We start from the raw sequence: 13,530 nt of genomic DNA, 5'->3' as shown, positions 1-13,530 counted from the left end.
GGCTACCGGGACAGCGCCGGCAAGGCCTTCGCCAGCGTCTCGCTGAAGGCGCGCATCGCCTCGGTCTCGTGCGTGCCGCGCTTGGTCAGGCGAAAGAAGTCCATGCCCACGCGCGGCTTCAGCAGCACGTCGGTCTTCACGCGGTGACGGCGGCAGGCCGCCAGCGCGAAGGTGGGCATCACGGCGGTGCCGAAGCCGGCCTCGACCATCGAGATCAGCGTGCCGAAGAAGTTGAAGGCGGGCCGCTGCGCGTCGGCCAGCCCGATCTCGCCGAGCTGGCGCTCGATCACCTTCTGGATCGGGTTGCCGGGCGGCAGGCCGATCAGCGTGGCGCCGCGCAGCGCGGACCAGGGCGCGGTGCCGACCGGTTCGCCGTCGGCCACGGCCTGCGTGACGCGCATCAGCTCGAAGCGCCCCACGGGCGTGCGGTCGAGCCCCGCCGCGGCCTTGAAGAAAAAGCCCAGGCCGAGGTCGGCCTCGCCCGCAGCCACCATCGCTTCCACGTCGCGCAGGTCGGCGTCGAAAAGGCGCAGCGCGACCTGCGGATGCGCGGCGCGAAAGCTCGCGAACACCCAGGGCAGCAGGTGCGAGGACACCAGCGGCGTGGCCGCGATGCGCAGCGTCTGGCGCGCCGCGTCGCCCTCGGCGCCGAGTTCGGCGGCCACGTCATCGAGGTCGGTGACGAGCCGCTCCACCACCGGCAGCAGCCGGCGCCCGGCCGGCGTGAGGCTCACCATGCGCGTGGTGCGGTCGAACAGGCGGCAACCGAGCTGCTTTTCCATCTCGCGGATCAGGATGCTCAGGCCGGCCTGGGTGATGTGCGCCTGCTCCGCCGCGCGGGTGAAGTTGCCGATGCGCGCCACCTGCAGGAAGGCGCGCATCTGGCGCGTGGTCAGGTTCATAAGGATTCATGATAAATCCATATCACATCTAAATTTCCCATATGCCTCGTTTGCGGTCCCAATACGGACCCCATGAGCACCGCACCTAACGAAGTCATCATCCTCGGCGCCGGCATCGGCGGCCTGACCCTCGCCCTGAGCCTGCACCAGGCCGGCATCGCTTGCCGCGTGTACGAGGCCGTGCCCGCGCTGCGCCCCCTCGGCGTGGGCATCAACCTGCTGCCCCATGCGGTGCGCGAGCTGTCCGAGCTGGGCCTGCTCGACGCGCTCGACGCCGTGGGCGTGCGCACGCAGGAGGCGGTCTTCTTCACCGAGCACGGCCAGCTCGTGTTCCGCGAGCCCGCCGGCCAGCACGCGGGCTACGACTGGCCGCAGTACTCGATCCACCGCGGCGACCTGCAGACCGTGCTGCTGAACGAAACCTTGAAGCGCCTGGGCCCCGACAGCGTGCAGTGCGGCCACCGCTGCACCGGCGTCGAACAGGATGCCGACGGCGTGACGGTGCACTTTGCCGACGGCCGCGCGCCGGTGCGCGGCGCGGTCGCGGTGGGCTGCGACGGCATCCACTCGGCACTGCGCAAGCAGCTGTATCCGAACGAAGGTGCGCCGCGCTATTCGGGCATCAACATGTGGCGAGGCACGGCGGCCTGGAAGCCCTTTCTCTCGGGCGGCAGCATGGTGCGCGCGGGCTGGCTCACCGTCGGCAAGATGGTGATCTACCCGATCCGCAACGACATCGACGACCAGGGTCGCCAGCTCGTGAACTGGGTGGCCGAGATCCACGCGCCCCAGCCCGCGATGCGCGACTGGAGCCGCGCCGGGCGCCTCGAGGACTTCCTGCCCGCCTTCGCCGACTGGCACTTCGACTGGCTCGACGTGCCCGCGCTGATCCTGGCCTCCGACACCATCCTGGAGTACCCGATGGTCGACCAGGACCCGCTGCCGCGCTGGAGCCACGGCCGCCTCACGCTGCTGGGCGACGCCGCGCACCCGATGGTGCCGCGCGGCTCCAACGGCGCGGGCCAGGCGATCATCGACGCGCGCTTTCTCGCCGGTGCGATGAAGCGCGAAGGCGTGGGCATCGCAGCGCTCGAGACCTACGACCGCGTGCGCGTGAAGGCCACCACCGACGTGGTGCTGACCAACCGCAGCAACCCGCCCGACACCATCCTGCGCGAGGTGTTCGAGCGTTCGGGCGGCCAGCGCGTCGAGAACCTCGACGAGATCGTCACGCAGCAGGAACTGCAGGCGATCTCCGACCACTACAAGCGCGTGGCCGGCTACGACCCGGCGGCGCTGAAGGCGCGCGCGTCGTACCTCTGAGCGCCGGCCAATTCACAGATCAAGACGGAGACAAGACCCCATGAGATTTCTGACCCGGACCTTCGCCACCCTGCTGGTTGCGGCCAGCGCCGCCGCGGCCCATGCCTGGCCCGACCAGCCGGTGACGCTGGTGGTGCCCTACACGCCCGGCACCGGCATCGACCTGATCGCACGCCAGCTCTCGGCCCGCCTGCCCGCCGTGCTCGGCCAGCCGGTGATCGTGGAGAACGTCGCCGGCGCCAGCGGCAACATCGGCAGCGAGAAGGTGGCGCGCGCCAAGCCCGACGGCTACACGCTGCTGGTGCAGGTCAACACGCTGGTGATGAACAAGGGCCTGTACAAGTCGCTCGCCTACGACCCGGTGGCCGACTTCACGCCGGTGTCGCAGACCTCATGGGGCACGCTGCTGCTGGTGACCAACCCGGCCACCCAGAAGGCGGGCTCGCTCGCGCAGCTGGTGGCCACCGCCAAGGCCAACCCCGGCAAGCTGACCTACGCCACGCCCGGTGTCGGCACGCCGCACCACCTGTCGATGGCGCTCCTGATGCAGGGCACCGGCACCGACCTGCTGCACGTGCCCTACAAGGGCACGGCCGGCGCCGTCACCGACCTGCTCGGCGGGCGCATCGACGCGATGTTCCTGCCGGTGCACGTGGCGCTGCAGCACATCCAGGCCGGCAAGCTCAAGGCGCTCGCCACCGGCAGCAGCCACCGCCTGCCGCAGCTGCCCGACGTGCCCACCCTGGCCGAGGCCGGCGTGACCGCCGACAACGTCGACATGTGGTACGGCGTGCTCGCGCCCAAGGGCACGCCGGCCCACGTGGTGGCGCGGCTCAACACGGAGATCGCCGCGGTGCTGAAATCGCCCGAGGTGGCGAAGTCCTTCGAGTCGCAGGGCATGGTGCCCGCCAGCTCGACGCCGGCGGCGTTCGGCGCGCTGATCCAGAAGGATGCGCAGCGCTGGGCGACGGTGGTGAAGAAGGGGAACATCACCGCCGACTGAGCGGAGCCGGGGCGAGAAGCGCAGCTACTTGCGCGCAGCCGCCCGGTACAGGTTCTCGACCTTCGGCACGTTCGCCTCGAGCTTGGCGATGCGGTCCGGCCCGCTCGGGTGGGTCGACAGGAAGCTCAGGCCGCCCTGGTTCTTGGAGGCCGTGGCCATCTTCTTCCATAGCGACACCGAGGCCTGCGGGTCGTAGCCCGCGCGCGCGGCGAGCTCCAGGCCCACGAGGTCGGCGTCGGTCTCGTCGCTGCGGCTGAACTTCAGGGTGATGAGCTGGGTGCCGGCGCGTGCCGCGAGGTCGCCGACCTGGCCGAGCCCCAGCAGCTGCGCGCCGATGGACAGCGCCGCGCCGGTGCCGACGCTCTTGGCCATGCGCGCACGGGCGTGTTCGCGCAGCGCATGCGCCATTTCATGGCCCATGACCATCGCGACCTCGTCGTCGCTCAGCTTGAGCTGTTCGAGGATGCCGGTGAAGAAGGCGATCTTGCCGCCGGGCATGCAGAAGGCGTTGATCTGCTTGCTGCCGATCAGGTTGACCTCCCACTTCCATTCGCGGGCGCGGGTGTTCCACGGCAGGGCGAAGGGAATGAGCCGCTGCGCGATGGTGCGCAGGCGTTGCAGTTGCGCGTTGCCATCGCCGGCCAGCGCGCCCTTGGCGCGCGCCTGTTCGAGCAGCTGGCCGTACTGCTGCACGCCGGCCGCCTCGATCTGGTCGGCGGGCACGAGGTTGCGCGCCACCGAGGCATTGCCGACGTTGACCTGCGCCAGCGCCGGTGCGCTCAGCGCCGCACCGGCGGCGGCCAGCAGGAAGGCCCGGCGCGGGTTCCATGCCGAGGCTTCGGAGAGGGCGGAAAGGGGGCGTTCGCATCGTGTGCACATAGGTGCCCGGATGATAGGAACAAATGGAGACGAGCGGGCGCGTCGATGTCCCCGGTGGCTCATGGACAATCCCCCACTCATGTCCGCACCGCCCGCCGAAACCACCCAAGCCCCCGCGAGCACCGCGCTGCCCTGGCGCGACGCGCTCAAGGTCTACCTCGAACCCGCCACCCTGCGCATGCTCGCGCTGGGCTTCTCGGCCGGCCTGCCGCTGCTGCTGGTGCTGGGCACGCTGAGTTTCCGGCTGCGCGAGGCGGGCATCGACCGCACCACCATCGGCTACCTGAGCTGGGTCGGGCTGGCCTATGGCTTCAAGTGGGTCTGGGCGCCGCTGGTCGACCGGCTGCCGCTGCCGCCGCTGACCACGCTGCTCGGGCGTCGGCGCGGCTGGCTGCTGCTGGCGCAGGGCATGGTGATCGTCGGACTGGTCGGCATGGCAATGAACGACCCGCGCCTGGGGCTGCAGCCGCTGATCTGGTGTGCGCTGCTGGTGGCCTTCGGCTCGGCCACGCAGGACATCGCGCTGGACGCCTTCCGCATCGAATCGGCCGAGACGCGCAAGCAGGCCGCGCTGGCCGCCGCCTATCAAACGGGCTACCGGCTCGCGATGATCTGGGCCGGCGCCGGCGTGCTGTGGGTCGCGGCCTGGGCCGAGGTGGCGCCCGCCGTGGCCGTCACCGGCGCGGCGGCCTACCAGAACGGCGCCTGGAAGACGGCCTACCTCGTCATGGCGGCCTCGATGGCGGTCGGCGTGCTCACGGTGCTGCTGTCGCCCGAACCGGTGCGGCGCGTGCTGCCGAAGGCGAAGAACGCGGGCGAATGGCTGCGAAGCGTGCTGATCGAGCCTTTTGCCGACTTCATCCGCCGCTACAAGTGGCAAGCCGCGCTGATCCTGGCGCTGATCGCCATCTACCGCATCAGCGACGTGGTGATGGGCATCATGGCCAACCCCTTCTATGTGGACATGGGCTTCACCAAGGACCAGGTGGCCACGGTCAGCAAGATCTACGGCGTGATCATGACGCTGGTGGGCGCCTTCGTGGGCGGCGTGCTGTCGATGCGCCTGGGCGTGATGCGGGTGCTGATGCTGGGCGCCGTGCTGAGCGCCGCGAGCAACCTGCTGTTCGCCTGGCTGGCCACGCGCGGCCACGACCTGACGGCGCTGATCGCGGTGGTCTCGGCCGACAACCTGGCCGGCGGCATCGCCTCGGCGGCCTTCATCGCCTACCTGTCGAGCCTGACCAACATCAGCTACTCGGCCACGCAGTACGCGCTGTTCAGCTCGCTGATGCTGCTGCTGCCGAAGTTCATCGCCGGCTATTCGGGCGCGTTTGTCGACGCCTACGGCTACAGCACCTTCTTCACCGCCACCGCGCTGCTGGGCGTGCCGGTGCTGCTGCTGGTGGCGCTGGCCTCGCGCATGACGGCCCGCACAGGCGACGGCGAGCGTCAATAGGGCCTGCGCCGGAGCTGTCATCTATAGGAAACAGCCGACGCAACCTGATACGCAACGCTGGTAGGCTGCGACATTCATTGCGTGAAAATTGCGCTTTCCCGCTTTTTCTTCTGTCGCCGACGCCCTTTCGCCTGTCGCCTGCCCCCACATCCATCGTGCCGTCCCGAATTTCTCCCCTTCAAATCAGTGCCTACACGGCCACTTCGGCCGTCGGCGTCGGCAAGGAAGCGCACGCCGACGCACTCGCGCACTCGCGCAGCGGCCTGCGCGCCAACGATTTCGGCGAAGCGCCGTTGCCGACCTGGATCGGCCGCGTCGACGGCCTGGAAGACGTCCGCCTGCCCGAGTCGGCCGCGTTCTGGGACTGCCGCAACAACCGGCTGGCCTGGCTGGGCCTGCAGGCCGACGGCTTCCTCGAGGCGGTCGCGGCCGCGCGCCAGAAGTACGGTGCCACGCGCATCGCGCTGGTGCTCGGCACCTCCACGGCCAGCATCGGCGAGACCGAGCTGGCCTACACGCAGCTCGACGCCGACGGCAACTTTCCGCCGGACCAGCGCCGCGCGGCCGTCCACACGCCGCATTCGCTGGCCATGTTCGTGCAGCAGGTGCTGGGCATCAATGGGCCGAGCGAGACGATTTCGACCGCCTGCTCGTCCAGCGCCAAGGTGTTCGCCTCGGCCGAGCGCCTGATCCGCCTGGGCCTGGCCGACGCGGCCGTGGTCGGCGGCGCCGACACGCTGTGCGGCAGCGTGCTGTTCGGTTTCAACTCGCTGGAGCTGGTCTCCACCGAGCCCTGCCGCCCCTTCGATGCCGACCGCAAGGGCATCAGCCTCGGTGAGGCAGCCGGCTTCGCGCTGGTCGAGCGCGTGCAGGCGGGCGAAAGCGCCACGCAGCTGCTGGGCTACGGCGAGGCTAGCGACGCACACCACATGTCGACGCCACACCCCGAGGGCCTGGGCGCCGAGCGCGCACTCGACGACGCGCTGGCGCGCGCGGGCCTGTCGGCCGACGCCATCGACTACATCAACATGCACGGCACGGCGAGCCAGAAGAACGACGAGGTCGAGGGCGCGCTGGTGGCGCGCCGCTTCCCGGCGCGCACGCACGCCAGCTCGACCAAGGGCTTCATGGGCCACACGCTGGGCGCCGCGGGCATCGTCGAGGCCGTGGTCTGTCTGCTGGCAATCGAGCGCGGCCTGATGCCGGGCACGGTCAACACACGCACGCTGGACGAAGGCTTCGGCCCGCAGATCAAGCTCGAACCTGCGAAGGGCGAGGTGCGCTACGCGCTCTCCAACTCCTTCGGCTTCGGCGGCAACAACTGCGCGCTGGTCTTCGGCAAGGCGGTGAACGCATGAACACGCCTCCGACGCTCTACATCGAAGGCCCCGCCTTCTGGACCCCCACGCTGCCCGGCTGGGAGGCCGCGCGCGCGGCCTTCCGCGGCGAAGGCGCGCTGGCCGATCCGCCCGCCAAGCGGCCCTCGCCGCAGGTGCTGGCCCCGGCCGAGCGCCGCCGCGCGCCCGACACCGTGGCGCTGGCGCTCGAAGTGGCCGCCGCGGCCATCGCGGGCGCCGACCGCCCCGCGGCCGACGTGCCCTGCGTGTTCACCTCGGCGCACGGCGACCTGTCGATCAACGACTACATGTGCAGCACGCTCGCGGGCGACCCGAAGATGCTGTCGCCCACCAAGTTCCACAACTCGGTGCACAACGCGGCCGTGGGCTACTGGACCATCGGCACCGGCTGCATGGCGGCCAGCAACGCCGTCTCGGCCTACGGCCACAGCTTTGCCGCCGGCCTGCTCGAAGCGGCCGTGCAGTGCGCGGCCGACCAGACGCCGGTGCTGCTGGTGGGCTACGACGCCCCCACGGTCGGCGCGCTGGCCTCGGTGACCGACAGCCGCGGCCTGCTGGCCGTGGCGCTGGTGATCGCGCCCGAACGCACGGCCCGTACCGTGGCCAGCCTCGACTGGTCGCTGGTCGGCGACGGTGCGGCGACCGCGCCGCGCTCGGCCGCCGCCGCCACGCTGAAGGACATCAACCCGATGGCCGACGCCCTGCCCCTGTTCGAGGCGCTGGCCCAGGCCCCGGGCAGCGCCAACGCGCCCATCGACCTGCCGCTGTCGGCTGCGCTGGCCCTGCGGCTGCGCCTGCAGGCCGCGGGCTGACCGGCCTGCGCCCGGGGGCGGCGGTGCGTGTTGACACACGCAACCGCGCCCCGGTACGTCATCATTGCCGCATGGCGCCCACGCAACCTGGGCGAGGCGCTATGTTTTTCGCAGCGATCCAGGTTGACAGGGCGATGCTGCGTTTACCCAACTTTACGGAGCGTTCAAGCCCGCTTGCTCCCGGTGAACGACCATGAAGCGCATGAGCACCCCCCAACTCCTGATGATCGAAGACGACGCCCGCCTGGCGCAGATGGTGGGCGAGTACCTGACGCAGTCGGGTTTCGCCTTCAACCACGCCGGCGACGGCGCCACCGGCCTGGAACAGCTGCAGCAGCACGCGCCCGACCTGGTGATCCTCGACCTGATGCTGCCCGACACCGACGGCCTCGAGGTCTGCCGCCGCATCCGCGCCCTGCCCGGCCCGCTGGCCAAGGTGTCGGTGCTGATGCTCACGGCCAAGGGCGACCCGATGGACCGCATCATCGGCCTGGAGATCGGCGCCGACGACTACCTGCCCAAGCCTTTCGAGCCGCGCGAGCTGCTGGCGCGCATCCGCGCCGTGCTGCGCCGTCGCAGCGAGAACGCCACCGAGGCCGAAGCCTCCACGGTGATGCGCTTCGGCACGCTGGAGATCGACCGCAACGCGCGCACCGTGTCGGTGGCCGGCGCGCTGGCCGACCTCACCTCCTACCAGTTCGACCTGCTGGTGGCGATGGCCGAGCGCGCGGGCCGCGTGCTCACGCGCGACCAGATCATGGAAGCCGTGCGTGGCCGCGAGCTCGAGGCCTTCGACCGCTCGATCGACGTGCACATGGGCCGCATCCGCGCGGCCATCGAGGTCGACGCGAAGAACCCCAAGCGCATCCTCACCGTGCGCGGCGTGGGCTACGTGTTCGCCAAGCAGCAAGACTGACCTGACAGGACCGCCCCGCGATGCTGCGCAGCCTCTACCGCCGCCACCTCTACGTCCGCATCTGGCTCGCGGTGGTCGGCGGCGTGGTCATCCTCACGCTGATGGCCAACTGGATCGTGCGCGTGGCCGCCGAGGCCGAGCGCGAACGCCTGGCGCCGGTGCCGCGCGAGGTGGTCGTGCTCGACAGCCAGGACCGCACCATCGGCACCGGCAAGGCCATGCGCGTGCCCGGCCAGGGCCTGGAGTTCGACGTGCAGCTGAGCGACGGCCGCGACATGACGCTGCGCGTGGCGCCGCGCGAGCGCCCCACCGGCACCGGCGGCTTCGCGCCCTGGCGCACCCCGTTCGGGCTGGGCTGGATGATTGCGCTGGTGGGCGTGGCGGTGGCGCTGGGCGTGTACCCGATCGTGCGGCGCATCACCCAGCGGCTCGAGACCCTGCAGCGCGGCGTGCAGCGCTGGGGCGAGGGCGACCTCTCGGCGCGCGTGATCGAGGAAGGACAAGACGAAGTGGCCGATCTCTCCAAGCGATTCAATGCCTCCGCCGAACGCATCGAGCAACTCGTGCGTTCCCACAAGTCGCTGCTGGCGAACGCCTCGCACGAGCTGCGCTCGCCGCTCACCCGCATCCGCATGGGCCTGGAGCTCATGGGCGACCAGCCCAGCCCGGCGGCGCGCGAGGAAATCTCGCGCAACATCGGCGAGCTCGACCAGCTCATCGACGAGATCCTGCTGGCCAGCCGGCTCGACGCCAGCGAGGCCGACATGGGCACCATCGAAGCCGTCGACTTGACCGGCCTGGCCGCCGAAGAGTGCGCGCAGGCGAACGCCGAACTCGACCTGGCCGAAGGCACCGACAACGCCACGCTCACCGTGCCGGGCGTGTCGCGCCTGCTGCGCCGCGCGATCCGCAACCTGTTGGAAAACGCCCGCCGCTACGGCGCCGGCGAGATCAGCGTCGAACTCGGCAGCGCCGGCGGCTACGCCACGGTGCGCGTCAACGACCGCGGGCCAGGCGTGCCGGCGACGCTGCGCGAACGCATCTTCGAGCCCTTCTACCGCCTGCCGGGCGCCAGCGAGCGCAATGGCGGCGTCGGCCTGGGGCTGGCGCTGGTGAAGTCGATCGCCGAGCGCCACGGCGGCTCGGTGCGCTGCGAAGACCGGCCGGGTGGGGGCGCGAGCTTCGTGATCTGCCTGCCGGCCAAAGCCATCGCCGCCGCAGCGCACTGAGCGCCAGCGGGCGCACAGGGACAAGTCAGGTTCGGCCGAGGGGCCGCACCTAGAATCCCGGCCCTATGCAGAGATCGCACATCGTTCGGCCCGCGGCCATGTTCTGGGGGCTGGTGGTGTTCATGCCGGTCGGCGTCACCTACCTGTCGGCCATCGTGCTGCTGCTTGCCCTGCTGGTGGGCGGCGGCTTGCGCGAGCGCTATGCAAGGCTGCGCGCCAACCCGCTGTGGTGGCCGGTGGTCGCCTACGTGGTCTGGACCTTCGTCGTGCTGGCCGTGCGGCCGCACTACCCCGAGACCCCCTCCAACCTGTTCCACGGGCTGCGCATCGCCTTCACCTTCCTGATGGCGATGGCGCTCACGCGCGAGGAGGCACTGTGGGCGCTGCGCGGCTTCCTCTTGATCGCGGCGCTCAACATCGTGCTCATCGTGCTGCACTACAGCCTGGGCTTTCCGGTGCCGGGCGCGCTGCGCGGCGTGGTGATGGAAGTGGGCAACAAGTCGATCAGCAACGCGCTGCTGTTCAGCATCGTCGCGGCCAGCGCGGCGGTCTACGGGCTGTCGCAGATCACGGGGCACCGGCCCCTGCGCGCACTGGCGGCCTTCGCGCTCGTGCTCGGGCTGGGCGCCGTCGTCGCGCTGCCGCTCACGTCGCGCACCTCGGTGCTGGCGCTGCTGCTGGTGATTCCGGTGGTCTGCCTGCACCAGTGGAAGAACCACCTGAAAGCGCTGTCGGCGGCGCTGATCCTGGGCGCGGTGGTGATCGGCGCAAGCCTGTACCAGCTGCCGCAGCTGCAGCAGAAGGTCGAGACCGGCATCGAGGAGCTCGAGAAGGCGCAGACCGGCGCCGTGTTCCACGGCAGCTGGATCATCCGCTACTACATGTACCGCGACACCGGCGCCATGATCGCCGACCAGCCCGTCGCGGGCTGGGGCATCGGCGGCTGGACCGACCAGTGGCACAAGCGCGGCCCGGCGCTGTTCGCCGACTCCAACATGCCGCACAACGACTTCCTCTGGGTGGGCGCGCAAAGCGGCATCCCGGGCATCCTGAGCCTGCTGGCGATCATGCTGGTCGCCGTCTGGCAGGCCTGGCGCCGGCCCGACATCGCCGGGCGCTACGCGCTGGCCGCGACGCTCATCGCGCTCATCGCGTCGAGCGTGAACTCGGCAATGCGCGACGCGCAGATCGGGCTGGCCGTGCTGTGGATCGCGATGGTCTACCTGCGGCTGGCGCAGGAATCGCAGGACCCCGATCCGTGGCGTGGCCTGTGGCCGAGGGCCCGGCCAAGCTGAAACGAAAAAACCGGCCGCAAGGGCCGGTTTCTTTTTTCCGCCTGGCCGCTCAGTGGCGGCTGGACACGGTCTCGCCCGCCTTCAGGCGGTACACCGTGCCGCAGTACGGGCACTTGGCTTCGCCGGTGCGCGCCACGTCGAGGTAGACCTTCGGGTGGCTGTTCCAGAGCTTCATGTCGGCCTTGGGGCTGGGGCAGAACACGCCGCCCTGGTGGTTGAGCTCCTTCGCGAGGAGTTCGACGACTGCATTGGTGGACATGTTGTTCCTCAGACCTTCGTGAGCCAGTGGGCGTACTTGGGATTCTTGCCGTTCACGATGTCGAAGAAGGCCGACTGGATCTTCTCGGTGACCGGGCCGCGCGCGCCGCCGTCGCCACGGTTGCCGATCTCGATGCGGTCGAGTTCGCGGATGGGCGTGACTTCAGCGGCGGTGCCGGTGAAGAAGGCCTCGTCGGCCACGTACACCTCGTCGCGCGTGATGCGCTTTTGCACGAGTTCGATCCCCAGGTCCTTGCAGATGTGCAGGATGGTGTTGCGCGTGATGCCGTTCAGGGCGCCGGCCGACAGGTCGGGCGTGTAGACCACGCCGCCCTTGACCACGAACACGTTCTCGCCCGCGCCTTCGGACACGAAGCCGCTCGCGTCGAGCAGCAGTGCTTCGTCGTAGCCGTCGTCCAGCGCTTCCATGTTGGCGAGGATCGAGTTGGTGTAGTTGCTCACCGTCTTGGCCTGCGTCATCGTGATGTTCACGTGGTGGCGGGTGTAGCTGGAGGTCTTCACGCGGATGCCGCGGCGCATGCCTTCTTCGCCGAGGTAGGCGCCCCACGACCAGGCCGCGACCATGGCGTGGATCTTGTTGCCCTTGGGGCTCACGCCCAGCTTCTCGGAGCCGATCCAGATGAGGGGGCGCAGGTAGCAGCTTTCGAGCTTGTTCTCGCGCACGACCTGCTTCTGGGCTTCGTTCAGCTGTTCCTGCGAGAACGGGATCTTCATGCGCAGGATCTTGGCGCTGTTGAACAGGCGCTCGGTGTGCTCGGCCAGGCGGAAGATGGCGGTGGCGCCGTCGGCCGTCTTGTAGGCGCGCACGCCCTCGAAGGCGCCGCAGCCGTAGTGCAGCGTGTGGCTCAGCACGTGGATCTTGGCGTCGCGCCAGTCCACGAGTTCGCCGTCCATCCAGATCTTGCCGTCACGGTCGTCCAGCGAGGGGGGGATCGAGCTCATTTCCTGATTCCTTTGGGAGCGGTGTGGGGGTGCGACCCACTGGGAAGTCGCAAAAGCTTTCGATTTTACGGCCGAGCCCGGAACCGGGTGCCCGACAATGGCCGGTTGTGCCAACCAGTGGAAAAAGGGTTCCCGTGTCCGTATTCAAGAACGTCATCGTCTATCGCATCGAACCTGCCTGGTCCCAATCACTGACCGAGGCAGAAGAAGGGCTGGCCAAGCAACGCTTCGTGCCTTGCGGCCCCTCGCAGGAAAAGTCCGCCGGCTGGGTCGAGCCCCGCGGCGAAGCCAACGGCCCGTTGGTCGAATCCATCGACGGCCAGTGGCTGGTCGAGTACATGATCGAGAGCAAGCAGGTCCCCGGCTCCGTGGTGCGCCGCAAGCTCGACGAGCGCTGCGCCCACATCGAAACCACCACCGGCCGCAAGCCCGGCAAGAAGGAAAAGAAGGAGCTCAAGGAAGACATCACCCTCGAGCTGCTGCCCATGGCCTTCACGCGCAGCGCGCGCGTGACGGTGTGGATCGACAAGGCCGAGAACCGCCTCGTGATCAACTGCGGCAACGCGGCGCGCGCCGACGAAGTGGTCACCAGCCTCGTGAAGTCGCTCGACGGCTTTGCCGTGGCGCTGATCAACACGCAGATCGAGCCGGCCGCCGCCATGGCCAACTGGCTGTTGACGCAGGAGCCGCCGGCCGGCTTCAGCATCGACCGCGAGTGCGAGCTCAAGGCCTCGGACGACTCCAAGGCCGTGGTGCGCTACGCCAAGCACGCGCTGGACATCGACGAGGTCAAGCAGCACATCACCGACGGCAAGCGCCCGACGCGCCTGGCGCTCACGTGGGACGACCGCGTGTCCTTCGAGCTGACGCACGGCCTGCTGATCCGCAAGATCACCTTCCTCGAAGGCACAGGCGACGGCGCGGCGGGTGGCAAGAAGGAAGACAACTTCGACGCCGACGTGGCCATTGCGACCGGCGAACTCGGCCAGCTGGTGCCGGCGCTGCTCGATGCGTTGGGCGGTGAAGCGGCGTTCTCGGCGGCACCGCCGGATGAAGCGCCGAAGGCTACAGCTACGGCCACTGCGCCTGCAACGCAGGCCGACACGCCCGAAGAAGAAGACGCGCCGTTCTGAGGT

13 protein-coding genes are annotated in these 13,530 nt (G+C 69.6%); 9 read left to right on the top strand and 4 right to left on the bottom strand.

Features of this window, described 5'->3' with window-relative positions; translation table 11 throughout:
* Nucleotides 1-2 precede the first annotated feature (2 nt).
* On the bottom strand, nt 3-902 hold the full coding sequence (locus AC07SQ_RS14405; RefSeq protein WP_495273237.1) for a LysR family transcriptional regulator: 900 nt from the start codon (nt 900-902) through the stop codon (nt 3-5).
* A 72-nt stretch (nt 903-974) separates the two neighbouring features.
* Here AC07SQ_RS14405 and AC07SQ_RS14400 point away from each other — a divergent pair, with 72 nt between their 5' ends.
* Both AC07SQ_RS14400 and AC07SQ_RS14395 read left to right on the top strand, forming a co-directional pair.
* Nucleotides 975-2,225: a flavin-dependent oxidoreductase gene (locus AC07SQ_RS14400; RefSeq protein WP_495273236.1), complete on the top strand. Its 1,251-nt coding sequence runs from the start codon at nt 975-977 to the stop codon at nt 2,223-2,225.
* A gap of 40 nt (nt 2,226-2,265) precedes the next feature.
* Nucleotides 2,266-3,228, top strand: coding sequence for a tripartite tricarboxylate transporter substrate binding protein (locus AC07SQ_RS14395; RefSeq protein ID WP_495273235.1), 963 nt, complete (start codon nt 2,266-2,268; stop codon nt 3,226-3,228).
* Nucleotides 3,229-3,252: 24 nt separating this feature from the next.
* Here AC07SQ_RS14395 and AC07SQ_RS14390 read toward each other — a convergent pair whose 3' ends face one another.
* Nucleotides 3,253-4,107 carry a M48 family metallopeptidase gene (locus tag AC07SQ_RS14390; protein ID WP_369645052.1) on the bottom strand — a complete coding sequence of 285 codons (855 nt, stop codon included), beginning with the start codon at nt 4,105-4,107 and terminating at the stop codon, nt 3,253-3,255.
* 61 nt (nt 4,108-4,168) lie between these two features.
* Here AC07SQ_RS14390 and AC07SQ_RS14385 point away from each other — a divergent pair, with 61 nt between their 5' ends.
* From AC07SQ_RS14385 to AC07SQ_RS14360, 6 genes are all read left to right on the top strand, one after another.
* Nucleotides 4,169-5,563: an AmpG family muropeptide MFS transporter gene (locus AC07SQ_RS14385; protein WP_495273234.1), complete on the top strand. Its 1,395-nt coding sequence runs from the start codon at nt 4,169-4,171 to the stop codon at nt 5,561-5,563.
* A gap of 155 nt (nt 5,564-5,718) precedes the next feature.
* Complete coding sequence (locus AC07SQ_RS14380) at nt 5,719-6,921, top strand: beta-ketoacyl-[acyl-carrier-protein] synthase family protein (protein WP_495273233.1); 1,203 nt, start codon at nt 5,719-5,721, stop codon at nt 6,919-6,921.
* Nucleotides 6,918-7,733, top strand: coding sequence for a beta-ketoacyl synthase chain length factor (locus tag AC07SQ_RS14375; RefSeq protein ID WP_495273232.1), 816 nt, complete (start codon nt 6,918-6,920; stop codon nt 7,731-7,733). The genes AC07SQ_RS14380 and AC07SQ_RS14375 overlap by 4 nt, the downstream gene beginning before the upstream one ends.
* Nucleotides 7,734-7,926: 193 nt before the next feature.
* A complete protein-coding gene (locus AC07SQ_RS14370) occupies nt 7,927-8,649 on the top strand; it encodes a response regulator (protein WP_062476797.1) in 723 nt (240 codons plus the stop codon).
* 20 nt (nt 8,650-8,669) lie between these two features.
* Nucleotides 8,670-9,878 (top strand): ATP-binding protein, encoded by a 1,209-nt coding sequence (locus AC07SQ_RS14365; RefSeq protein ID WP_495273231.1) that lies wholly within the window; start codon nt 8,670-8,672, stop codon nt 9,876-9,878.
* Nucleotides 9,879-9,943: 65 nt separating this feature from the next.
* The gene (locus AC07SQ_RS14360; protein WP_495273230.1) at nt 9,944-11,173 is read left to right on the top strand and encodes an O-antigen ligase family protein; all 1,230 of its coding nucleotides are present in this window, start codon (nt 9,944-9,946) and stop codon (nt 11,171-11,173) included.
* A gap of 49 nt (nt 11,174-11,222) precedes the next feature.
* On the opposite strand, the gene AC07SQ_RS14355 is transcribed toward AC07SQ_RS14360, so the two are convergent.
* Both AC07SQ_RS14355 and AC07SQ_RS14350 read right to left on the bottom strand, forming a co-directional pair.
* A complete protein-coding gene (locus AC07SQ_RS14355) occupies nt 11,223-11,432 on the bottom strand; it encodes a zinc-finger domain-containing protein (protein WP_007836801.1) in 210 nt (69 codons plus the stop codon).
* 8 nt (nt 11,433-11,440) lie between these two features.
* Nucleotides 11,441-12,394, bottom strand: coding sequence for a branched-chain amino acid transaminase (locus AC07SQ_RS14350; RefSeq protein WP_095949799.1), 954 nt, complete (start codon nt 12,392-12,394; stop codon nt 11,441-11,443).
* 134 nt (nt 12,395-12,528) lie between these two features.
* Here AC07SQ_RS14350 and AC07SQ_RS14345 point away from each other — a divergent pair, with 134 nt between their 5' ends.
* Entirely contained in the window at nt 12,529-13,527 is a 999-nt protein-coding gene (locus AC07SQ_RS14345) for a recombination-associated protein RdgC (protein ID WP_492745500.1), read from the top strand.
* Nucleotides 13,528-13,530: the final 3 nt, after the last annotated feature.

The organism is Variovorax sp. GW821-FHT06D12, assembly GCF_059419205.1.
The sequence above is the reverse complement of the archived record's forward strand: the minus strand, read 5'-3'. Positions and strand labels throughout refer to the sequence as shown.